Annotated in this window: 22 protein-coding genes; 17 read left to right on the top strand and 5 right to left on the bottom strand. The window is 44.2% G+C overall.

Annotated features, from left to right (window positions below):
• Positions 1-27 precede the first annotated feature (27 nt).
• Complete coding sequence (locus AC1MBV_RS05875; RefSeq protein ID WP_255748454.1) at positions 28-1050, bottom strand: LCP family protein; 1023 nt, start codon at positions 1048-1050, stop codon at positions 28-30.
• Positions 1051-1321: 271 nt separating this feature from the next.
• On the opposite strand from AC1MBV_RS05875, the gene AC1MBV_RS05870 reads away from it, so the two are divergent.
• Both AC1MBV_RS05870 and AC1MBV_RS05865 read left to right on the top strand, forming a co-directional pair.
• Entirely contained in the window at positions 1322-1696 is a 375-nt protein-coding gene (locus tag AC1MBV_RS05870) for an OsmC family protein (protein WP_480947803.1), read from the top strand.
• A gap of 166 nt (positions 1697-1862) precedes the next feature.
• Positions 1863-3872 carry a methyl-accepting chemotaxis protein gene (locus tag AC1MBV_RS05865; RefSeq protein ID WP_480947802.1) on the top strand — a complete coding sequence of 670 codons (2010 nt, stop codon included), beginning with the start codon at positions 1863-1865 and terminating at the stop codon, positions 3870-3872.
• Between the two features lie 71 nt (positions 3873-3943).
• Here AC1MBV_RS05865 and AC1MBV_RS05860 read toward each other — a convergent pair whose 3' ends face one another.
• On the bottom strand, positions 3944-4930 hold the full coding sequence (locus AC1MBV_RS05860; protein ID WP_480947801.1) for a sugar-binding transcriptional regulator: 987 nt from the start codon (positions 4928-4930) through the stop codon (positions 3944-3946).
• A gap of 249 nt (positions 4931-5179) precedes the next feature.
• Between AC1MBV_RS05860 and AC1MBV_RS05855 the strand changes: the two genes are divergently transcribed.
• The 11 genes from AC1MBV_RS05855 to AC1MBV_RS05805 all read left to right on the top strand — a co-directional run bounded on the left by AC1MBV_RS05855 (position 5180) and on the right by AC1MBV_RS05805 (position 15359).
• Positions 5180-5995 carry an SDR family oxidoreductase gene (locus tag AC1MBV_RS05855; RefSeq protein WP_255748458.1) on the top strand — a complete coding sequence of 272 codons (816 nt, stop codon included), beginning with the start codon at positions 5180-5182 and terminating at the stop codon, positions 5993-5995.
• 20 nt (positions 5996-6015) lie between these two features.
• Positions 6016-6432: a PTS sugar transporter subunit IIA gene (locus AC1MBV_RS05850; RefSeq protein WP_255748459.1), complete on the top strand. Its 417-nt coding sequence runs from the start codon at positions 6016-6018 to the stop codon at positions 6430-6432.
• Positions 6432-6926 carry a mannose/fructose/sorbose PTS transporter subunit IIB gene (locus AC1MBV_RS05845; RefSeq protein WP_255748460.1) on the top strand — a complete coding sequence of 165 codons (495 nt, stop codon included), beginning with the start codon at positions 6432-6434 and terminating at the stop codon, positions 6924-6926. The genes AC1MBV_RS05850 and AC1MBV_RS05845 overlap by 1 nt, the downstream gene beginning before the upstream one ends.
• Before the next feature lie 20 nt (positions 6927-6946).
• Complete coding sequence (locus AC1MBV_RS05840) at positions 6947-7744, top strand: PTS mannose/fructose/sorbose transporter subunit IIC (RefSeq protein ID WP_370646063.1); 798 nt, start codon at positions 6947-6949, stop codon at positions 7742-7744.
• Positions 7745-7756: 12 nt separating this feature from the next.
• Complete coding sequence (locus AC1MBV_RS05835; protein ID WP_255748462.1) at positions 7757-8587, top strand: PTS system mannose/fructose/sorbose family transporter subunit IID; 831 nt, start codon at positions 7757-7759, stop codon at positions 8585-8587.
• Between the two features lie 42 nt (positions 8588-8629).
• Positions 8630-9892 carry a zinc-binding dehydrogenase gene (locus AC1MBV_RS05830; protein WP_255748463.1) on the top strand — a complete coding sequence of 421 codons (1263 nt, stop codon included), beginning with the start codon at positions 8630-8632 and terminating at the stop codon, positions 9890-9892.
• A 198-nt stretch (positions 9893-10090) separates the two neighbouring features.
• Entirely contained in the window at positions 10091-10750 is a 660-nt protein-coding gene (gene rpe / locus AC1MBV_RS05825; protein ID WP_255748464.1) for a ribulose-phosphate 3-epimerase, read from the top strand.
• A gap of 103 nt (positions 10751-10853) precedes the next feature.
• Complete coding sequence (locus AC1MBV_RS05820; protein WP_480947800.1) at positions 10854-11783, top strand: DUF1861 family protein; 930 nt, start codon at positions 10854-10856, stop codon at positions 11781-11783.
• 819 nt (positions 11784-12602) lie between these two features.
• Positions 12603-13793 (top strand): MalY/PatB family protein, encoded by a 1191-nt coding sequence (locus tag AC1MBV_RS05815; protein ID WP_480947799.1) that lies wholly within the window; start codon positions 12603-12605, stop codon positions 13791-13793.
• Between the two features lie 33 nt (positions 13794-13826).
• Entirely contained in the window at positions 13827-14528 is a 702-nt protein-coding gene (locus AC1MBV_RS05810) for a helix-turn-helix transcriptional regulator (RefSeq protein WP_370646064.1), read from the top strand.
• Positions 14529-14618: 90 nt separating this feature from the next.
• Positions 14619-15359: a gamma-glutamyl-gamma-aminobutyrate hydrolase family protein gene (locus AC1MBV_RS05805; RefSeq protein WP_255748468.1), complete on the top strand. Its 741-nt coding sequence runs from the start codon at positions 14619-14621 to the stop codon at positions 15357-15359.
• A gap of 165 nt (positions 15360-15524) precedes the next feature.
• Here the strand turns inward: AC1MBV_RS05805 and AC1MBV_RS05800 are convergent, their stop codons facing one another.
• The 3 genes from AC1MBV_RS05800 to AC1MBV_RS05790 are packed head-to-tail and all read right to left on the bottom strand — an operon-like array spanning position 15525 to position 18780.
• Positions 15525-16712 (bottom strand): M20 metallopeptidase family protein, encoded by a 1188-nt coding sequence (locus AC1MBV_RS05800; protein WP_255748469.1) that lies wholly within the window; start codon positions 16710-16712, stop codon positions 15525-15527.
• Positions 16709-17878: a M20 peptidase aminoacylase family protein gene (locus AC1MBV_RS05795; protein WP_370646057.1), complete on the bottom strand. Its 1170-nt coding sequence runs from the start codon at positions 17876-17878 to the stop codon at positions 16709-16711. Before AC1MBV_RS05795 ends, AC1MBV_RS05800 begins: the two co-directional genes overlap by 4 nt.
• A gap of 23 nt (positions 17879-17901) precedes the next feature.
• On the bottom strand, positions 17902-18780 hold the full coding sequence (locus AC1MBV_RS05790; RefSeq protein ID WP_480947798.1) for an ATP-grasp domain-containing protein: 879 nt from the start codon (positions 18778-18780) through the stop codon (positions 17902-17904).
• Between the two features lie 476 nt (positions 18781-19256).
• Here AC1MBV_RS05790 and AC1MBV_RS05785 point away from each other — a divergent pair, with 476 nt between their 5' ends.
• The 4 genes from AC1MBV_RS05785 (at position 19257) to AC1MBV_RS05770 (ending at position 23793) form a co-directional block, all read left to right on the top strand.
• Positions 19257-20225, top strand: a complete 969-nt coding sequence (locus tag AC1MBV_RS05785) for a phosphoglycerate dehydrogenase (RefSeq protein WP_480947797.1) — start codon at positions 19257-19259, stop codon at positions 20223-20225.
• Positions 20226-20348: 123 nt separating this feature from the next.
• Positions 20349-20672 carry a hypothetical protein gene (locus AC1MBV_RS05780; RefSeq protein WP_480947796.1) on the top strand — a complete coding sequence of 108 codons (324 nt, stop codon included), beginning with the start codon at positions 20349-20351 and terminating at the stop codon, positions 20670-20672.
• Between the two features lie 21 nt (positions 20673-20693).
• Positions 20694-22016 (top strand): N-acetylmuramoyl-L-alanine amidase, encoded by a 1323-nt coding sequence (locus tag AC1MBV_RS05775; protein ID WP_480947795.1) that lies wholly within the window; start codon positions 20694-20696, stop codon positions 22014-22016.
• A gap of 307 nt (positions 22017-22323) precedes the next feature.
• A complete protein-coding gene (locus AC1MBV_RS05770) occupies positions 22324-23793 on the top strand; it encodes an NAD-dependent succinate-semialdehyde dehydrogenase (RefSeq protein WP_480947794.1) in 1470 nt (489 codons plus the stop codon).
• Positions 23794-23860 lie beyond the last annotated feature (67 nt).

The following is a 23860-nucleotide window of genomic DNA, read 5'->3' as shown; positions in this document are numbered from 1 at the left end:
AAATGCGGAACGGCTCTTTTATTTATTTTAATTCGAGAAATATTTCTTAATCGTTGTCTGAAGCTCGTTCTTGTTCAGAATGATTTGGCTGTTGTTAGCCTTGAGCAGATCATCATACATGGTGGCACTGCTTCCCTTAACTTGGCGGTATTTGATCTGACTTTCCGGATGAAAGTCGCCTTTGACACCAAGCCCCACACTGACCATATCTTCTGTAGACATGTTGGTCGCAACCAAAAATTTAGACAGTGAACGGGAAAGGGCAGGCAGTCGAGTGACATTTGACGGCTGCATTATTTTTTTGGCGATACCGATCAGCGCAGCTTGCTGCAACTGTTGGCGTCCGTAGTCAGTGCCGGGCAATGAATAACGTTCGTGGGTAAGTTCAGCGGCCATTTCACCGTTCACCGTGTGAACACCTGGTGCAAAGGTTTTGCCTGCGTTTCTCTTATACCAGGGATGGGTGAGCGTCACCTTGAATGGCAGGTTTATATCAATACCGCCGAGTGCGTCAACCATATATTGCAGACCCCAATAGTTAGTTTCGGCATAGTAGTGAATCGGAACTCCGGTGAGATTAGACACGGCTTGTACGGCTGAAACAATTCCTTTTTTTTCGCCTTGTTTTACTTGCGAAATATACTGTACGCTGGTCAGCTTCGTATAGCCGTAGCCTTGCATGTATACACGCGTGTCGCGCGGAATGCTCAGCATATTGTATGTATGATTGTTCAGATCAGCGTGGATCAAGACCATCGAATCCGTATGGCTCGCCGTGTTGCCCTTTCGTGCGTCCGATCCGATCAGCAGTACATTGAATGTGCCGGCTTTTTCTTTATAGTTGCTTGTGCTTTTCGAAGTGCCGCCGACGGTTTTAAGATTATTAAAATGGTTTTCCGGTTTGAGACGATGATATTCAAAGAATCCATAAGCCGTTCCTGCGATCAGCAGGAGTGCGAGACTCAACAAAACGATACGAAGAACGCGATGATGTTTTCTTGATTTTCTAAGTGTACTTCTTGAGTTGCCCGATTCATTTTTTCTAACCATGTTTTTCTCCTTTTAACTGTCGAAATCGTTCAGAAGTGAACGGTGTGCGAAGAAATGCTGCGGCAGAGAAGCAGTTGGTCATCCACCGCTTGGCTTACTTCCATACCATTCCAATAGTATAGCAAAATTTCGACTTTTTTTTCAGAATGTGTTGAAAAAAAGTTACCGTATTTTTAATATATTGCGTTCGAATGCCTGCTCATATTGACATGAATCCAGCCATACAATTGAGTAAATGCAAAAAAAGAACGATTTTTCGGAGGCGGCAGATATGGAACTGATTCAACCTTCTGAGACCCTGGAGCTTGTTCATACGCGTGGAAATTGGTCGATCAGCCAGGAGACCGGCTTTTCACCCGTCCAGCTTATTGCAGCATCAGCGGCTGCTTGCAGCACGTACGTGTTTGAAAAGCTGCTTGACGAACGCGGCATTCCCTACGAACTGAAAAAAGTTTTGTTTGATTATCAACTCGGAGTATATTATCCGAATCCAGTCGCAAAGATCGACGTCCAATTTTTTATCAAAGCAAATGCACGCGTACGTAAGGAAATTGAACATGTGTTTTATCAGATCGCAGAAAATTGTCCGGTTATTCAATCCCTGCACCCGCGCGTTAAAATTAATGAATCCATTATTTTTAATTAAGTTGAGAGTAAACGATGATGACGAACATTCAATAAATGGGAAAAGTTGAAAGAAAATCTTAATGAATCGTAAATTATTATTATAGTAATATGAAATTATTATTACAAAACCTCCTTCTGTTTCCGATATATTAATAAGAGCGAAAGGAAGGGGTTTTTGTCGAATAATGTCAAAAAAGAAAAAACAATTTCATTTCCACTTTGTTCAAGTGAATTTGCGACGCGTATTAATTACCGCTGCGGTTTGTTTTACCATCATTCCAGCAACGATAGTAGGCACATTTTCTTTTATAAACGCGAAGAATGCCGTAACGGCGCAAATGGAGGACAGTGCGAAAAATAGTGTGACACTGCTCAATCAAAACATTACCCAAATGATTGATAAAGAAAAAACAAGACTGGATTATTTATCCACTCACGTGTCGGCCGCCAACATGACAGGTGGAGGCAATCGTGAGATTCTGGATACGTTGTTGTCCCAACAGCAATCAGACAGTGGCCTTGCTCAGGCTTATGTCGGCGATAAAAAGGGTCACTATGTGTATACACCGCAGTCACTAATCAAACCGAACAACTATAATCCTGCAAAACGACCATGGTTCGAAAGCGCAATGCCGAATCCGCACCATATTGTTGTCAACGAACCTTATCAATCGGAACTAGTGAAGGATTATGTAGTGTCATTGTCGGAAACGACGACGGATGGAGAAGGCGTGGTCGGATTAGATCTAAAACTGGATGATGTTCAGAAGATTTCCAATGAAGTAAACATTGGTCAAAAGGGCTATGCATTTATTATCAGCAGTGACGGAAAAATCGTTGCCCATCCAAGCCTCAAGCCCGGTGTTAAGGTTCCTGATAAGTTATTACTTAAACGTGTGAAGCAATCGGGCCATGGCGCATTCAACTCAGTTTATAAAGGGGTGCGCAAACAAGATGTTTACGTCACGAATAAAGATACTGGCTGGGTGATTGTCGGATCGCTGCTCCAGAGTGAGGTGGAGAGCAATACAAACAGCATTCTTTGGAGTTCCATCATTGTCGGAGGCATCACAGCAATCATCGCGGCGCTGATTGCATTAGTTGCCGTAATATGGATCATTCGTCCGATTAAAAATTTAATCAGTGTAGCAAAGAAGGTTGCAAATAAGGATCTCACTGCTTATGCAAATACGGATGGATTTGAGGAATTTAAACATTTGGGAATCGGATTCAACCAAATGATTGATTCACTAAGCGATGTCTTGTCACATGTGGATGAAAAAGCGACTGCGCTCGCCTCTTCCTCTGAAGAACTGACAGCTTCAACAGAAGAGAATAAGGCCACATCTGATGAAGTTGCCCATTCCATTCAGGATATCGCAGCCGGTGCTCAAGATCAAAATGAGAAAGTGGATGCTTCGAAACAAAACGTTACGGCTATTTATAAAGAAATCGAGAATATTTTGATGAAGGCGGGTACACTTCGTGATAAATCGGATGCAGCAATGGGTACCGTAAACAGTGGAAAAGTTTCGTTGAACCAGGTAACCGGACAGATTAAAAACATTCGATCAACAAATAATAAGGTTACTGGTGAGCTGAATGATTTGGTTGAAAAGATGGAATTAATCAATTACACAAACAGCTTAATTAACGATATTGCCGCACAGACGCACCTTTTGTCATTAAATGCGGCGATCGAAGCGGCACGTGCCGGTGAACAAGGTAAGGGATTCAGTGTCGTCGCGGCAGAAATTCAGAAGCTGGCGAACCAATCTTCAGATTCCTCGAAGAAGATTGCTGAAATTGAGGATTCTATTCTGGAAAAGGTACGCGAGCTTGTGCAATCGATGCAAACCAGTACGGAGCAAGTTGATCAAGGCATTATTGTCGCGGATGAAGCGACAAAGACATTCACATCTATTGAAGAGACGGTGACATCTGTGTCAGAAGCGGCGAATGAGGTCAACCATTCTGTAAAGACGATATCAGGGGCTACCGGAGAGATTGTCAATCGCATTGATGACATTGCGCATTTGTCGGAAACCGCAAGTGGGTTGACAGAAAACGTCTCCGCAGCAGCAGAACAACAATCCGCGTCTATGGAAGAAATTGCACACAATGCAACAAGTCTGTCAGCGCTGGCTGATGAACTGAGACAGATTGCCTCACAATTTGTGATTAACAAGAATTAACAATATGAACGATACAGGCTGATCGATTAAAAAATAAAGTATAAAAAGAGCCAAAGATCTCGATTTTAGGATCATTGGCTCTTTTTCTCATTCATTTGTTCTTGATTTACCTGTTCTAGTAAGCCGTCAGCTGTCTCTTCCGTTGTAATCAGTACATTAATATGGCCGCCATTTAATGCGCCAAGGATACCGGAGATCTTCTCTTCAGACTCTGCAACGCCGATTGTATAACGTGTTCTGTGCAGAATATCCAGCGGGATTGAGAGGGTCCGGTTTGAGAGATGTGTTTGCACTTCATTGCCGTCCCGATCATAAAAGCGGGAACATAGATCGCCCACTGCGTGCTCTGCCTTGAATTTCTCAACGGAGCTGTCACTGTAGAATGCGCGCCACGTTGAATGACCAGTACTGTTGATTGACCCTATGCCAATCAATGCGACACTGATGTTGTTCCACATGTTCGCAATCTCTTTATAGTATTGTGTCTGCATCCAGTCACTTTTCATTGACGGCTTCTCAACGATTGCTGGGACATCAATCATTAATGAGCGTCCCTTAAGTTTTTCTGCCGCTTGATAACAAATTGTATTGACGTGATACCGGCTTTCGAGTTTTCCTGCCGGACCGCCCACCATAGGCACACAAAAAATGTTTTGGTGTACATCCATCGGATCGAGCGCTTCAACAGTTGCTGCAAGGCTGCTTCCCCAGGAAAAGCCGATCACATCATTATCTTCAAGAACAGAATCGAGAAATTTTGCAGCAGCCTGACCAATTGCCGTAAGCTTTACGGAAGTGGGCTGCTGGTGGTCGACAGGAATCACGATCGCTTTTTTCAAATGAAAGGTTTTCTCTAATTTTTCCGCTAGTGACAGGTCATTCAGATCATAGTTAATGGTTATCTTTACAATACCCTCTTCTCGAATTTTCTTGAGAATTCGGCTGATTGATGTTCGATTGATACCGGTCTTTTGAGCAATCTCATTTTGGGTCAGATTCTGCTCATAGTACAGCTGAGCAATCTGAATATATTTTTTTTTCGTTTCTACGTTATCCATTTCATCACCTCATCGAGCACAAATGGTCAACTTTATTGAAAATGTGCATATAACTACCCATTTATTATATTCCAAGATCATCTTTTTGTAAAACAGATAATGAAAGCACTTAAAAAGTTAACAAATTTGCAACATAAGAACAATTGACAACTTATATATTTAAATTATACTAAAAGGGTAATCACAAATGATCATTAAAAACACAATTGTGCAATTGAAGCCTGATAAAAATGTACTGGAGGTATTATCATGAGTGAATGGCTCGGACTTAAAGGCAAGACAGTTATTGTAACAGGAGGTTCATCTGGGATTGGTAAAGCGGTCGTCGAAGCCCTACTAGACAATGATGCTCAGGTCGTACTAGCAGATTTGCACGAACCGGATCAAGATCTGTATAACAAGGCAAAAGATAATCAGCTTCTCTTTGTATCAACCAATGTTACTGATCGATCAAGCGTTGGAAATCTTGTGAATGCAGCCAAAAAGCAGTTTGGATCCGTTGATGTCATTGTAAATAATGCTGGAATTAATCTACCGCGCCTCTTAATTGACCCAAAGGAAGAAAACAGTAAATTCGAATTGAGCGACGCAACGTTCGATAAGATGGTCAGCATTAACCAAAAGGGTGTATTCCTCTGTTCACAGATTGCAGGAAGAGAAATGGTCAAGGCAGGCAAAGGGGTCATTGTCAACATGGTTTCTGAAAGCGGTTTAGAGGGATCGGAAGGCCAAAGTGCCTATGCGGCGACAAAAGCAGCGATTTATAGTTTTACTCGCTCCTGGTCAAAAGAGCTTGGAAAATACAATGTCAGAGTAGTTGGCCTCGCACCGGGTATTCTCGAAAAAACGGGACTTCGCACGCCGGCGTATGAAGAAGCGCTCGCCTACACGCGAGGTATAACCGTAGAGCAGCTTCGCAAGGGATACACGAACAAGTCTATTCCGCTCAGACGTGATGGGAAGCTGTCAGAAGTTGCCGATCTTGTCTTGTTCCTGAGCTCGGATCGAGCAAGTTATATTACGGGTACTACTTACAATATTGCCGGTGGTAAGACAAGAGGTTAAAAGTTCGGGGAGGTGTTCGTATGTATTCAATTATTGTATGTGCTCATGGAGACCTTGCAGAATCGATAAAAAAATCTGTTGAAATGATTTTTGGTGAAGCGAAGAATGTGTTCCCGATCCGTTTTGTTCCTGGAGAAAATGTGGAGGACATCAAAAAGAAATTGGCAGAAACAATTGAGGTAAATCATTTAAAAGAAACCTTGATTTTTACTGATATCTTTTGTGGAAGCCCTTACAATGCGTCGGCAGCCTATGCAATGACTCATGAAGGGATTGAATTAGTCAGCGGCGTCAATCTTCCGCTTTGTCTTGAGGCCGTTTCTAATCAAACGATTAAATCACTTGAAGAAATTGTTGCGTGGCTGAAACAAGCGGCGCCAGACACATTTAAAGTATTGAGGGATGAATTACAGGCACAGGAAGAGGAGGATTTCTAATGATTATACATTTTGCTCGAATTGATGATCGTCTTATCCATGGGCAAGTCACAACGGTCTGGGTAAAAAAGGCAAATGCGAAACGAATTATCGTGTGCAGTGATGAAGTGGCACATGATGAAATTCGCAAAACACTCCTTAAGCAAGCGGCACCGCCGGGAACGAAAGTCAATGTCTGTGAAGTGGATAAGGCAGTCAAGGTGTATTTTAATCCTTTATACAAAAATGAAACCGTTTTCTATTTATTCACGAATCCCACGGATGTTCTGCGCATGGTTGAACAGAATGTTCCCATTAAAACGGTGAATATCGGCGGTATGGCTTATCGCGAAGGAAAAACACAAATTACTAAGGCCGTTTCGCTCGGATCCGAAGATATTGAGGCGTTCAAGAAATTAAATGAGAGCGGCGTTGAATTGGAATTGCGTGTCGTGGACAGCGATGCACCAATTAATATCATGAAAAAAATCGAAGGGTTGTCTTCGACTAACTAGAAGGGGGCGAGTTTATGGAAATACAACTGTACCAAGTCATACTCATCTTTGTCTTCGCGTGTATTGCCGGCATGGGCAGTGTTTTGGATGAATTCCAAACGCATCGTCCGTTGATTGCCTGTACAATCATTGGACTCATTCTCGGTGATATTCAAACGGGCATTATTTTAGGCGGAACTTTGGAACTTATCGCTCTTGGTTGGATGAACATTGGGGCGGCTCAGTCACCGGACTCAGCACTTGCAAGTATCATTTCGGCCATTCTTGTTATTGTTGGCCATCAAAGTATTCAGGCAGGCATCGCCATTGCCTTGCCTGTTGCGGCCGCCGGGCAAGTGCTGACGGTGTTCGCACGTACAATTACTGTCTTCTTCCAACATGCTGCGGATCGAGCTGCGGAGAAGGTGAATTTCCGACTCTTGGATTTCCTGCACATGTCCGCTCTCGTTGTTCAGGCTTTGCGTGTGGCGATTCCAGCACTCTTGGTGACCGTATTCATGAATGCCGGCAGCGTGCAGCATCTGCTCAACTCGATTCCTAATGTGGTTACGGGAGGCTTGAATGTTGCCGGAGGATTTATCGTCGCCGTCGGGTATGCGATGGTGCTCAATATGATGGGCGCTAAATACTTGATGCCATTCTTCTTCCTTGGGTTCATCTTGGCGTCCTATTTGAACTTCAGCTTGCTCAGCTTTGGTGCAATAGGCTTGATTGTGGCCTTTATCTATACACAGCTCAATCCAAAATATCAACAACATACTCAGACAGCAGCTACGGGGTCGTCAGAAACGCTTGCCGACGACATGCTTGAGGATTAGGAGGAGAAGGCGATGAGTGGAGCGGTTAAAAAGTTAAACAAAAAAGATTTATTTAATATGTTCGTTCGTTCAAATTTTCAGCAAGCGTCCTTTAACTATGAACGAATTCATGCATTAGGGTTTTGTTTTGACATGATTCCTGCAATTAAAAAGTTTTATAAAACGGATGAAGAACGGCGCCTTGCTTTAAAACGCCATCTGGCTTTTTTTAACACGACTCCGGCTGTATGCGGTCCCGTTGTCGGTGTAACTGCTGCCATGGAAGAAGCAAGATCAGATGGTGAACCGATTGATGACGGGTCGATTAATAGTCTAAAGGTCGGTTTAATGGGCCCCCTTGCCGGTGTCGGTGATCCGCTCATTTGGGGGACCTTGCGGCCGATTACAGCTGCACTAGGTGCATCCTTTGCACTTAACGGCAACATTTTGGGGCCATTGCTTTTCTTTATCAGCTTTAACGCGGTACGGCTTGCACTGAAGTGGTACGGAATTACCTACGGTTATCAGGCAGGCATGGGCATTGTGAAGGATATGGCTTCTAACACCTTAACGAAACTGACGGAAGGTGCAAGTATTCTCGGATTATTTGTCATGGGTGTGCTTGTTACCAAATGGACAAAAATTAATGTGCCCGTTGTGATCTCGCAGACAACCAATCAGGCTGGCGTCAAATCCACAATGACGGTACAAGGGATTCTGGATCAACTCTGTCCGGGGCTGCTCGCTCTTGGTCTTACGTTTCTGATGATGTATCTGCTGAAAAAGAAAGCAAGCCCGATTCTGCTTATTTTCGCCTTATTTGGTGTAGGGATCCTTGGTTATTGGTTAGGTATTCTTAAATAAATCAAGAGACAAAAAATGAAAAACGAGAGGGAGAATGAAAAAATGAAAACAACTGCGCTTAGACTCTATGGAAAAGAAGACCTGAGATTAGAAAAATTTGAACTTCCTGAAATAAAAAGTGACGAAATACTTGCTGAGGTTGTAACGGACAGCATCTGCATGTCTTCTTGGAAAGAAGCGAAGATCGCGTCTGATCACAAGAAAGTTCCGAATGATATAGCGGAAAATCCGATTATTGTCGGACATGAATTTTGTGGAAGGATTGTCAAGGTAGGAGACAAATGGAAAGATAAATTTGAAGAAGGAAGCAAGTTCGCCATTCAGCCGAACCTTCAGCTGCCGGACCGCCCGGATTGCCCAGGTTATTCATTTCCGTATATTGGAGGAGATGCGACCTATGTGGTCATACCTAAAGAAGTTATGGAGCATGATTGTTTACTTGAATACAACGGGGAGACCTATTTTGAAGGCTCATTATTGGAACCGCTCTCTTGTGTTATCGGCGGCTTTAATGCGAACTATCATCTCATTGAAGGCACTTATGATCATAAAATGGGGATCAAAGAAGGCGGCAATCTCTTAATTATGGGCGGCACGGGTCCAATGGGTCTTTTGCAGATTGATTACGCATTGCATGGTCCAATTAATCCAAAAAATCTCGTTGTGACCGATCTCACCGATGAAAAATTACAGGCGGCTGCAAAATTGTATTCACCTGAGGATGCTAAGAAGGATGGAATAAATCTTCATTATGTTAATGTCAGCAAGCAAGAAGACCAAGTGGCTTATCTTCAGTCATTTGTCGATAATGAATCGTATGATGATATCTTCGTGCTTGTTCCGGTAAAACCAGTTCTTACTCAAGCATCGACCCTGCTTGCCAAAGACGGGTGCCTGAATTTCTTTGCAGGTCCACGAGATAAGAATTTCTCTGCAGAAGTGAATCTGTATGACGTGCACTATAATTTCACACACTATGTTGGCACTTCAGGCGGGAATACCGATGATATGCGTGCGGCAATTAAATTAGTGGAAGAGCGAAAAGTTAAGGTTGAAAAAGTAGTTTCGCATCTTCTTGGTTTAAATGCGGTCGCAGATACGACCCTCAATCTGCCATCGATCCCAGGAGGAAAAAAACTGATTTATACACACAAGAATATGCCTCGCAAATCGTTGGAAGAGATTGTTACAGGCGATCATTCGGATTCATTCTACGCAGGTTTAAAAGAGGTACTTGTGCAAAATAACGGATTGTGGTCAAAAGCCGCTGAACAGTATGTATTAACGTATGGCGAGGGCATCTGAATAAATCGTGTATTTAAATGAACGACCGCAGAACCTGTTAAAGGCTCTGCGGTTTTTTTAGATCAATCAACCTTAAAAATGACCATTTGGAAAAGAAAAAAGGCTCCAACTCTGCGGTGCTTTAATTTTCCGAGGAATACGATTAAAATAGATTGTATACGTAAACGTTTACAATTAAAGGAAGGAAGTGAAGTATTCATGAAAATTTTACCGTCAATTTTATCTGCCAATTTCGCATGTCTTGCAGATGAAGTGCGGGATGTAGAGAAAGATGTTGATTTGATTCATGTTGACGTCATGGACGGGCATTTTGTGCCGAACATAACCATGGGTGCGAATGTTGTTCATGCATTGAAGCGGGATACTCAGGTCGCTCAAGATGTGCATCTGATGGTGGATGAGCCGATTCATTTACTGCCATCGTTTCTTGACGCAGGCGCAGACATGATTTCAGTTCATTATGAAGCATGCACACATCTGCATCGCGCCATTCAGATGATCAAGGACGGAGGAGCAAAAGCAGGAGTCGTATTGAATCCGTCAACACCTGCATCAGCACTGGAGTCGATTATTAAGGATGTCGACTATGTTTTGATCATGACCGTGGATCCCGGATTTGGCGGTCAACGTTTTCTCCCTTCAATGATTGATAAAATAAAAGCTGTACATGAAATGATTGCTACGTCAAATCTGTCGGTTCAAATTGAGGTAGATGGCGGCGTGGATACGGAAACGCTTCCACTCTGCTTTAATGCCGGAGCAACATTATTTGTTGCGGGATCAGCAATCTTCACCTTCGCGGATCGGCATGCTGCGATTGAGAAGCTGATTCGCAGTGTTCAGCAAAATAACGAATAGAGACAGTACAAAAATGGTGCCGACACATGAATTTGCGTGTTCAGAAGACTATAGTAGAGGTGATGCCGTATCAGCGCGGTGTTATTTCGGGAGGCGCAGATTCATGGAGCATGTCACAGAATGCTTGGACTTACTAGAGCAGTACATGGCTGATCATTCGACTGTGTACGCTGTTGAAAAACTAAATTTTAAGGGGGCTGGTGCTAAGGATGTTTATAACTGCACGGCTCCCTTTTATGATGAAGGAAGACGGATCATCGCCGCGCGCGTAGAATCTCGGGACAGCGAAAGCGCCCATGTCGGATTCTTTGAGCAAGATATAAATGGATGGATTTTAATGAAGGACATGCCGTTTTTCCCGCTTCAAGATCCGTTTATCACGAAAATCGATGATTTACTGGTTTTTGGGGGAGTTTGGGTCGCGCATGACACGAAGGGCCATGTGACTTGGCGGACGTTATTTTTCCGTGGCAAGACCATTCGCTCTTTGCGTCCTTTCTTTGAAGGACCGGTTGGTATGAAGGACATACGAATTGCTCAAATGCCGAATGGCTTGATTCTGGTTTTAACCCGCCCTCAAGGTGAAAAAGGAGGACGCGGTAAGATCGGCTATGTGCTTCTCGCTTCGCTTGATGAGCTCGATACGGAAAAAATTGAATGTGCGCCGTTGCTCGATGGGCACTTTGCCGATGACGAGTGGGGCGGAGCCAATGAAATTCATCCATTAAAAAATGGCGATGCAGGTGTGCTCGGACATATCGCATATTTTGATCACCAAGGGGAACGACACTATTACTCAATGATTTTTACATTGGACCCGATGACCGGACGCCATTCACCGCTTGAAATCATTGCCACACGTCAAGATTTTATTGATGGACCGACAAAACGCCCGGATCTTCGCGATGTCGTCTTCACCGGCGGCGCCATTCGCAGTGAAGGACGGATGACGCTATACGTCGGCACGAGCGATGCAGAGGCGCAGCGAATTGTGATCAGCGATCCATTTGCAAAATATGAACTGGGCTATTGATGCTTTCCGGAGCCATCATTGCGGCAAAAGCCTCTCCTTTATAAGGAAAGGCTTTTATCATACAAAAAGAAAGTATAAGATTTTGCCCTGCCGGCACGACAATAAGGTCATAAGAGGTTGATTCTAATCCGCACTTATCGATTGGGAGATCATGTGAAGCACCCATTCCGATAGATAGACGGAAAAATTACCCTTATTTAGAAAACGAACAAAAAAATAGCTTAAATAGACGGAAGAATTCCGCTTATCGAATCGAAAAACGGAAAAATGGAGAGTTTTGCTTTGCATAAGCGGAAAAATTACCCTTATTTACCGGCGAAATAACCTTCATGGTGCATATAAGCGGAAAATCTCCGCTTATTTTTACTCGTTACGTAATGAAGGACCAGAATGCTTAATGAAACAGAAGTGAGATAAAGGCACTTTCCAATGCGAAAGTCACCGCGTCCTGCGGAAGTAACGACCGAGCACTTTTTGCCCGGTTTTTCTAATACAAAAAGAAAGTAAATGGGTTTCGGATTAATAAAAGTTGGACATCAGACACGTAAGTGCAAGACTCATGCGGGAACATCTTATTAAGAAATAGAGTCCCTATCAGTTCACCTGCGCGCCAATAGTCTCCATAGAGATGTCCAAAGTTATAAAAAAATGTTGACTTATTTTTATAAAAGAAAGAAAATATAAACAATAAATAAATTATTATTATGATAACAAATTATCTCGTAATTGATACGAGATTATTATTTTTTAAATGATCATTTCTTTTTAAGCATGATGAAATGATGAAAAATGATCTTTTGAAAAGAGGTGTAACATACGGTGTCAAAATGTATTTTTGATCAAATTGTGGAACGAAAAAATACAAATTGTGTCAAATGGGACGGGGCTGAAAACCTATATGGAAAGCCGCACCTGCTACCCATGTGGATTGCCGATATGGATTTCAGCGCACCGGATTGTATTCTCGATGCGCTGAAGAAGTGCTTGGATCAGAAAATTTTTGGTTATACCTGTGTCCCTGAATCATTGAAGCAGGTAGTGCAGTCGTGGCTGATGAAGCGTTATGATTGGAACGTTCCAAGCGATGCGATTGTTTTCAACCATAACGTGGTATCAAGTATTTCGCTCGCCCTTCGTGTGTTGACGAAAAAAGGGGATAAGGTTTTGATACATAATCCGGTCTATAATCCTTTTTTTGAGCAGCTTAAGCAGCTTGAGCGTGTTCCGGTTGTATCCGAACTCGAAATTCATGATAATCGCTATTTTATGAATGTTAATGATATGGAACGGAAAATCAATGAAGAAAAGGTTTCATGTATTCTCATTTGTTCACCGCATAACCCCGGCGGACGCATCTGGGATCCGGAGGAATTGCAGGCTGTGATTGATTTGGCAGTAAAGTATGAGTTGCCGATTATTGCGGATGAAATTCACTCGGATCTCGTACTTCCCGGAAAGAAGCATCGGCCAATGGCACAGCTTGCCGCTGAGAAGTGTACGATTATTACGTTAATGGCACCGACAAAAACATTCAATTTGGCGGCAATCGGGCCATCCTATATTTTGACATTTGAACGCAAAATAACTGAGAAAATAAAACGTGAACAAAAGCTCATGGTTTATCCGGAAATCAATCCTTTTCAAATTGCAGCGATGACGGCCGCTTATGAAAAAGGCGAGCAATGGATGAACGAGCTGCTTGACTATGTAAAGGGAAATAGTGATTACGTTCGGGAGCACCTCACGCAAATTGACGGACTCCGATGTATGGACAGTGATGCGACTTATTTAATGTGGATCAGCTATGCAGAACTGGGGTTGTCCGAACAAGAAGTGAATGAAGCATTTGTTGCCAACGGGGTCGCACTGCAAATGGGCAGTATGTATGGCGAAGGCGGGAACGGTTTTTTTCGAATGAATGTTGCAACACCGCGCGCAAATGTTGAAAAGGGTACAAACATGGTACTGCGCACTTTTAAACAATTAATTGCGGCACATGCGGCCATTTAATACGACTGTACATACGAACATGATGGCTGTCGAATTTTTGAAAGTAAGGGGAGGACAAACATTAAAGATAAACTGCAGCGGTATAAGAAATTTGTCTCCTTTTTAAGCGATGTGATGGGGGATGACGCAGAAATCATTCTTCACGATGTGCGGGATTTGGAGCATTCGGTGATTGCATTAAGCGATACCACTTTGACAGATCGCAAGATTGGGTCGCCGGCAACAAATTTGATTTTAAAAAAATTGAAGGAAGGAAAAAAATCTCATAAAACCTTCGTCACCAATTATGAAGGAAAATCCAAAGACGGCACGGTCCTCAGATCATCGACATATTTTATTTATGACGAGAGCGATGAGATTATCGGTATGCTGTGTATCAACATCAATTTCCGCAAAATGGAGGAAGCGATTCAGTACCTAGGCGACTTTGTCGGTATCGATCGACCGGTTGACGGTGATCAAGAACCTCATGTTGAACACCTCAGTCCATCCATTGAAGATATTGCCATCAGCAGCATTAAGGAGATTGTCTCAAGCGTTAATGTTCCGTCAGAACGTATGTCACAGCAAGAAAAGCTGCACGTGGTTCATCAGCTGAACAACAATGGTATTTTCCTGCTCAAGGGTATTGTCGGAACCGTTGCCCAGGAGCTGAAGACTTCGGAAGCGACGATCTACCGTTACTTAAGTAAAATGAAGAAAAACGAGCTCAAAATCAGCTTTGAGGCACCATAAATTCGTGATCTCCAGAGGTACGTTGACGTGCTCGTAAAAAATCATTATATTAAACTGTAAAACGACCAGAGCGAGAAGGGAGTAGAAGCGGTGTCAAAACCTATTATCGGAATCACCAGTGGTTTTGTAAAACTCACAAATTTTTCAGAAGGTGATTATGCGCATAAAGATTATATAACTTCGCTGACAATGGCTGGCGCTGTTCCTTTGATCCTGCCGATCGCTCCCGGTCCATGCACAGAGCGGTATGCAGAACTGTGCGATGGATTTCTGCTCAGCGGCGGATGTGATGTGAATCCGCAATTCTTTAATGAAGATCCGACGCCCGGCTGCGGCGTATTTGATACGGAACGTGACAAAGCAGAGTTGCAATTGGTACGTGAATCGTTGAAGCGAGGCAAGCCTGTATTCGGCATCTGCCGCGGACTTCAAGTCATCAATGTTGCGCTTGGAGGCACATTGATTCAGGATATCGGCAGTGAATTGGAACATCCGATTCAGCATGAACAAAAAGTGCCGCGTCGTGAAGGCAGTCATCGGGTGCATCTTGAAAAAGACACTCGATTGTACCAAGTGCTCGGTGAGCAGGAAACACTTGTTGTCAACAGTCTTCATCATCAGTCCATTGACAAAATAGGAGATGGCTTGAAAACTGCTGCATTCTCGTCCGACGGTATTATTGAAGCCATTGATATGACGGAGAAGGGATTGATGGGTGTCCAATGGCATCCGGAATCGATGACCGCCGGCGGCAGTGAAACCATGCTCAACTTATTCAAGCACTTTGTCGATGCCTGCATCGAAATGAAACAAGCAAATTCGGAAGTGTAAGGCCGCGTTTTTGATTATAAGGAAAGAAGATCTTCCTTTAGGAGGATTTTTTTTGCGTAAATAAAAGTGTTCTTGAGTAACGGATGTGCAAATAAAACGCATCGATACATGAAAAATGTCTATTAAAAAAGCTTCTGAACCGCTTGTTCGGTTCAGAAGCCTTTTTCAATTTTCAAGAGCATTCATAGCAAGTGCGGCCAGTACGGCGGATCCGTAAGGCAGGGCGCGTTCGTCAACGGTGAATTGCGGGTGGTGGTTTGGGTGACGCGGTATCGCATCGCTGCCTGCTCCAAGCACAAAAAATACGGATGGGAGCTGCTCCGTGTAGAACGAGAAGTCTTCTCCTCCGAGGCTCGGCTTACTTTGCAAGCGATGACCTTTGCCAAGCAGCGCATCAACGGTTTGCTGTGCGAGCAGCGTCATGCGGTCGTCGTTAATGATCGATGGTGAGCTGAATGTGTAGTCTAGATCATAATCTGCTCCGAAGGCTGAGGTGATGCCTTTTACAATGCTCGTCATTCGTTCGGGCATCGTTTTGCGCAGTTCGGGATTCAATGTACGCACCGTTCCGGTCATTTTGACTAAAGGAGCAATGGCATTGTTTGCCGTTCCGCCATGGATGGTAGCAATCGTCAAAACGACGGGATCAGCGGGATCTATCTGGCGGCTGGCTAATTGCTGGAGTGCAGTAATCACCTGCCCGGTGACTGCAACAGAGTCAACGGTAAGGTCAGGATGTGCCGCATGACCGCCTTTTCCTATAATTGTTAAAGAGAAAAAATCAGTAGATCCGCAGCCAATCTTTCCTGAGAAGGCGATCTTGCCAAGATCGATACCCGCATTAATGTGAAGGCCAGCCATCTCGTCAATTCCATTTAAGGCGCCGGCATCAATCATCGCTTTGGCTCCTTTGCTGACCTCTTCGGCAGGCTGAAAGAGAAAGGCAATGTTGCCGTGCTCCGGTTGACGCTTTGCCAAAAGCTGCGCGGCACCCATCAGCATGGCCGTGTGCGCATCGTGGCCGCAGGCGTGGCTTTTACCGTCATTCTCAGATTTGAAGCAGAAAGTGTTCTGTTCCTGAATCGGAAGTGCATCCATATCCGCTCTCAAACCAATTGTTTTGCCAGGCTTTTTGCCTTTAAGTAAGGCAACCATCCCGGTTTCGGCAAACGGTCCGCTAATTTCAAGATTGAGTGATTTGAGAAAGCAGCTAACCTTTTCAGAGGTGCGCTGTTCTTCAAAAGCAAGCTCGGGATGCTGATGAAAATCACGCCTCCATGCGGTTAATTGGGGCTGCAGCAGCTGAGCTTCCTGCAGCAATTGCTTCGATCGTTGCGCGTTCAGGGCGATCACTCCTTAACCGCGGCGGAACCGCTCACTTTTTCAAATGTCTTGAGTACTGCAGTGGCTAAAATCAGTACGCCGTCATACATGGCATCGTGGTTAAAGGTCATATATGGGTGATGCAGGCCGGGCTTGAGATCGCAGCCGAGTCCAAGCATCGTCGATTTCAGTTTTGGTGTGCGAATCGCATATTGATGGAAATCGTCGCCGCCGCTTGATAAGCTGGCAGGGTCGAAATGGTCGTCGCCAAGGACCTCTTTAATAGCAGCCCCCATAATCGCGATCGCTTCGGGATCGGAAACGGCGGCAGGGCTGCCATGTGAATCGTCAAGGCTTATGCTGACTCCGTAACTCGCTGCTACTCCTTGAACAATCTGTTTAATTTTCTTTTTGAATTCGGCCATGACTTCATTTGTCTGTGCACGCACATCCAAACTGAATTCAGCGTGACCCGGTATAATGTTGGTTGCCGAGCCAGCATGGAGATTGGTCATCTTGACTGAACTCGGGATCATCGGATTGACGTGGAGGTGTCCAAGTGCATTCACGATGGAGGCTGCGACTTCAATGCTATTGGTTCCGAGATGGGGACGAGCACCATGTGCGTCTTCACCATCGATTACGCCGCGGATCGTGCCGCAGGCACCGTGCAGGATTGCAGGCCGGGCGCGGCCGTCTTTTGTTTCTTCAATAGGGCGCAGATGTACGCCGTAGAAGTAGTCGGCATCGTCCAGAACGCCTCGTCTGCTTAACTCCAGAGCGCCTTGACCGATTTCTTCAGCAGGTTGGAACACAAGACGAACCGTGCCTGCGCCAGAATCAAGTTTTTCCTTCAGCACCATGGCGGCTCCGAGTACCATCGACATGTGAGCATCATGGCCGCAGGAATGATTGGCCTGCAATTTACCGTTGACTTCCTGCCAAAGCGCGTCCATATCGGCACGTAAGGCGACGATCGGTTTTCCGCTGCCGATTTCGCCAATAACACCGGGACAGTCATCAAATGTACGCGTACGATATCCGAGCTCGTCCAATTTTTCTTTAATAAAAGCGGTCGTTGCGGTTTCTTTCATGCTGATCTCTGCATGGGTATGCAGGTAGTGGAAAAGGTTCATCACATTTTCTCTTACGGAGCTGCTTAATTCTCGATGCATCGAATCGCCCTGCCTTCTCATTTTATTTGTTAATCAGTTCTTCATTAACAATCGCTACTGCCAATCACAGGTTCATGTCCATAAACGACTTGGTCCACATAAATAAATAATTCCTCGGCAATATCAACATCGGATACTTTTGATATGGTCCTAAAGCCTGCATTACCATTCACTTCGCAAACGGTAAATCCGTTGTTGGTGAATAATAAATCGATTCCGCAGAATTCCAGATTAAGAGCTTTTGCGGCTTGGACTGAGAGCAATTCAATAGCTTTACTCGTTTCATAGAACTCAGCGGTGCCGCCTAATGAGTAATTGGCTCTGAATCCTGACTTTGATTTTCTAAGAACACTCCCTATTACACGCCCGCCAAGCACATACACTCTAAGATCTTTGCCATAGCTGTTGTCCATGTATTCCTGACAAAGACAATACCCTTTTGTTGTGTTGAATGCTTCTGTAAAATCATGTTCATTTTTGATTAAGAAAACATTTTTTCCCTGTGATCCTTCCACCTCTTTTAAGATGAAAGGCTTTTTGCTAAAGTGATTCGAAATCAGGGAATAGTCATTCGTAACGGTGTAAACGGTTTTCGGTGTCGGAATCCCTGCATGAGTGAGAAGCTGCGACGTAATGACTTTGTTGCGCGACTGAAACATGGCGGATATAGGATTGATGACCCTGATCCCTAATTGTTCCAATTGAGAGCCGACAATTCTGTTGTAGCAACGCATGAGAACAAAATCCGGGAGCTTCAACTGCTCATTTTTATGATAGAAAGTCACCGATGATGCGATTTGAATCATTAAGTCTTCAACAAAAAGAATATCCAAATGGATATGATGTTTGGCGGCAGTCTCCGTCATCCAAGCAAATGCATTGTTGCCATATCGATTATGTATTGCTGATTTCGAATAGATCATCCATCCGTATTTCACATTTTTCACCACTAGTTTGATAGTTTATCGCATTCGTAAGCGAGACCGATGACCAAACAGAACCTGAATATTCCGGCTTTTAAAAAAACGTTTGTATCTTGTTCAATCATAGCACGGTTCGATTGTCAGTCATACGTAATTTGTGCCGAAAAAGGATTGGGATACATACAATTAAATCAGCTCAAGGTTTCTTGCAATCGCTCGAATGTATGGTGTCTAATGAATAGTCAAAAAAAACAGCCGAGTAAAAAGTGTGAACAAATGGAAGAAAACATCTGAGTAATCTTAATTAACGGAATTGTAACATACCGAAGTACCGTGTTCAACAAAGGATTGGCACCATGAATACAATCTATTGAATCATTTTATTTAGAGTACCTCGGTTGTTTTTGGTATATTAATAACTGAACGCGAGTAGTGCGTGGAACAGAAATCATCATTGATTAATCGGAGGGTTCGTCATGCAAATTCTTTTTTGTGTCGGTAAATCATATGTGCCCATCCACAGGCAAATGGCGGATCAGTTGGAAGCGATGGGTGCGCATGTCCGCTGCCTGATGTATGACCAGGCTCTGGATAAAGAACTGATTAAGAAGTCAATTCGAGACTGTGAGGTCTGCATCACTGCGATTGCTCCTTGCGACCGTGAAGTCATTGAGGCAGCTCCTAACCTTCGCTATATACTGAAGACGGGAACGGGATTGGATAATGTGGCAATCAGTGACGCGACGGATCGGGGTATTCTGGTCAGCAATGCACCGGGCGGAAATGCTACCTCGGTTGCGGAAATGGCTTTTGGCCAAATGATCAGTTTGTCGCGGATGATTCCAATGTTGGACCGTGGAACGAAAAAGGGCGAGTGGCCGAGCGGCGAGGCTTATGAACTTGACGGAAAGACGGTTGGAATTATCGGTTTCGGTTCCATCGGGCAAAAGGTAGCACAGTTCGCAGGCGGTTTTACTATGCGTGTACTTGCTTTTGGCAATTATCAAGATCAAGACGCAGCCAGTAGACTGCACGCGACGTTTGTAGATTTGGATCGTCTTCTGCGCGAAGCGGATTATATCGTGATCAGCACAGCGCTATCCTCCTCAAACTACCATCTTATTGATCAGCATGCGATCGATAAGATGAAAACAACAGCCTTTCTAGTCAATATTTCCAGAGGAGCGTTGATTGATGAGCAGGTACTGCTCGACGCTCTGAAGAAAAAGCGGCTTGCAGGAGCTGCGTTGGATGTGTTTGAGCAGGAGCCGCCTGAATCTTTGCCGGATTTGGATAACCTGATTGTTTCGCCTCATGTTGCCGGAACAACGCGGGAAAGTATTGCCCGAGTCGCTCGCGTGACCGTCGAGAATGTGCGCAAGTTCATGAATCATGAGCAACCGGATTTTGTCGTAAACACAGAAGCGCTGCGGCAGAATCAATGAGTATGAATAAAAGATAGATTTTAAAAAGTGACGGACGGTGATCGTCCGTTTTCTTTTTTTTGAAATTTTATAGAGCCGTTCAGGAACATTTTTTTCTGAACATGCAGTACATATGGTTATGGTGTGATGCATTTTACAGACATCAATTTGTCTGCAGATCTTCTGGCTAAGGGTGATATACTAAAAAAAAGAACAAGTACAAAATCGTCTGACAGCACGATTCATACGTTGGATCGAGCGGCGAAGCTGATTCATGCATCGCCTGAATCGCTCAAGAACGATACTGAGAAGAATATTCTTGGCGGTGCTGCGTTGCCTTCTGATTATCAAAAACAGATCACTGGTACACGTTCAAGGGATCTCGAGGATTGGTTTGGCACTGTCGCTGAAGATAGCGGATCTGTGCCGATTATGAAACGCGTCCGATTTTGCCGATCAAGTCTATAAAACGAACAAGAAAGGTGCTGTGTGCACCTTTTTTCAGACGAAACGCTTCGACTTTCGGCGAAAAATGTTAAGCCTGATAAAAGTAGTTTGGCACATCTTCATCTGCAAAAACACAAGCACAGCAGCGCTGACGGTCCGAAAGGAGTCGACATGCAGAACGTTCCTGCATTATACAAAGCATTTTCCGATGCGGACGGTGATTACGGCAACTATGACCTTGCTAATCGTCCGTATGACGGACAAAAAATCCGTTACATTATTATTCATGATTCAGAGGTCAGCTATGAAGGCACGATGAACACCTTTTTACAGCAGAACTATGTCAGCTCGCATTATGTAATCCGATCCTCAGATGGACAAATTACCAAGATGGTGGATCCGAAAGATGTTGCTTGGCATGCAGGCAACTGGTACATCAACAGCCATTCAATCGGCATTGAGCATGAAGGTTATGCGGTTGAAGGCTCGACATGGTACAGTGAACTGATGTATCGTGCTTCAGCAAAACTGGTTAAGTATTTAGCGAAGAAATATGATATTCCTCTGGATCGCGAACACATCATTGGCCATGAGGAAGTACCGGGTCTCAGTCCGTCACGACAGGTGGGCATGCACTGGGATCCTGCAGCGTATTGGGACTGGGCTCATTACTTTGATTTACTTGGTGCTCCATTTTCCAAAAAAACGCATGCGTTAAATCTGAAGAAAAATAATGGAATTATTACAATCAATCCGGATTATAAAACGAACAAACCGGAAACGTCTTATAATAACCAGCCGCTTGAACCGAAATCTTCAAACTTTGTTTATCTATATACGGAGCCAAGTTTTGACGCGCCACTGATCAGCGATCCGCTTCTTCATTCGAACGGCAGCGGGACAAATGTGCTTAATGATTGGAGCGATAAAGCCGTTGCCGGTCGTTCCTATTATACAGTAGATCAGATGAAGGATTGGACGGCTATCAATTTCGGAGGCCAAAAGGCGTGGTTCTACAATCCAAAGGGCGTCAATACAGTTACGGGCAGCGGTCTGATGATCACGGCAAAAAAAGGCGCGGCATCAATCCCTGTTTACGGATCTGCCTATCCGGAGGTATCTGCCTATGAAAAATTCAGCATTCCTGCTGTGGAAATTACGCCGATTTATTCGATGCCTGCCGGCCAAAATTATGTCGCTGAGAAAGCAACTTGCTCGGATTATTACTATGCCAAGCTGTTTAATAAACCAGAAACCGATCATGTTGTGAGCGGTGAGGATCAGTATTACCAGATTTCTTATAATCACCGCATTGCATTTGTGAAAAAGAGTGATGTTCGCATCATGCATCCTTTTTTCCACTGATAAGCTATTTTAAATGCCGCCTCAATAATGAGAGCGGTTTTTAAATGTTTTGAAAAGTATTGCAATGACTGCTCACCTAACGTTAGAATATCTATGTACAAAAGCAAATGACCAAATTCAAAAAGGTTTGGTAGGATCAGGTTTTCTAAGCATTAACACCTTCGCCAGAAGCTTGACGAAACCAAGTCTTCGAATCAAGTGCCATTCTGTTTGCAAACTGTTGGAAGTTGCCAAATAGATCAGGTATGCTAGTTTTATAGTTCAATCATACAGCATGGATTTATTACACTAACGAGGTGAACACGTAATGACAATAAATAATTCTTATGTAGAACAGGCGCCGAAGCAACTCTTTATCGGCGGGAAATGGATCGATGCGGAAAGCATGGAGGTCGATGATGTTGTTAATCCTGCTACCGGTGAAGTGATTGCTCAAGTAGCGCATGGAGGCGCGGCAGATACGGAAAAGGCGATTGAGGCTGCGCAGGCGGCTTTTCCTGTTTGGTCATCGATGCCTGTAGACGAACGCGCTAAAATCATGCGTAAGGTTGCGGATCTGATTACAGAAAAAGCGGATGAGCTTGCAGAGATTATGACAATCGAGCAAGGCAAACCGCTCGCTCAGGCTAAAGGCGAAGTGCTTGGCGGTGCGGAGAGCGTGCGCTGGCACGCGGAAGAAATGCGCCGCATCTATGGGGAAACCATTCCGGGACCAGGCGGCCATTTATTTCTTGTCAAAAAAGAACCACTTGGCGTGGTCGGTGCAATTACGCCTTGGAACTTTCCGTCTTCAATGATTACTCGAAAGATTTCACCTGCCCTTGCAGGCGGAAATACAATCGTGCTGAAGCCGTCACCGGAAACGCCGCTTTCTGCGACTTCACTGATGAAAATTTTCCAAGAAGCAGGAATTCCTGATGGGGTCGTAAATCTTGTAATTGGCGACGCACCTGCAATCGGTAAGGCACTGACTTCGAGCAACGTGGTGCGTAAAATCACTTTTACAGGTTCAACCGGAGTTGGAAAGATGCTATTCGGACAGTCAGCCGATACATTGAAAAAAGTATCCTTAGAGCTTGGCGGTCACGCACCGTTTATCGTATTCGATGATGCCCCAGTTGATCAAGCGGTGACCGATTTGGTATCATCGAAATTCCGCAACAACGGACAAGTCTGCACATCGCCTAATCGAATTTTCGTGCATGAATCGATTTTCGATGAATTTACAGACAAGCTTGTCTCCGCTGTGAAAAAAGTTAAAGTCGGCAATGGCTTGGAGGAAGGCGTGGATGCCGGACCGCTTATTCGTGAAGATGCAATCGGAAAAATCCAGCGTCAAATTAACGACAGTGTTGAAAAGGGTGCGTTGCTCGCAACCGGAGGCAAGCGTTTGACCGATGGTGATTACGCAAACGGTTACTACTATGCGCCTACCGTTCTGATTGGCGTCACGAATAAAATGGATATTTTTTACCAAGAAACGTTCGGGCCGGTGCTTCCGGTAATTAAGTTTAAAGATACAGATGAAGTAATTAACATGGCTAACGACACCAATTACGGGCTTGCCAGCTATTTTTACACTTTGGATCTGAAGCGGATTGCCAAGGTCAGTCAAGGATTGCAGTACGGCATGGTCGGTGTCAACAGCAACACGGTTGCTTACACTCAAACTCCATTCGGCGGTGTTAAACATTCCGGATTCGGCAGAGAAAACGGTCATCAAGGCATTGATGATTATGTAAATGTAAAATTTATCAATCTCAATTACGGGATTTAAACAATTTAATTAAGAAACTCCGGATCCGGAAAATTGGGTCCGGAGTTTTTGTTTTACAGAGCGGAAA

It is taken from the genome of Sporolactobacillus sp. PKPK-6 (assembly GCF_056678885.1).
The sequence above is the reverse complement of the archived record's forward strand: the minus strand, read 5'-3'. Positions and strand labels throughout refer to the sequence as shown.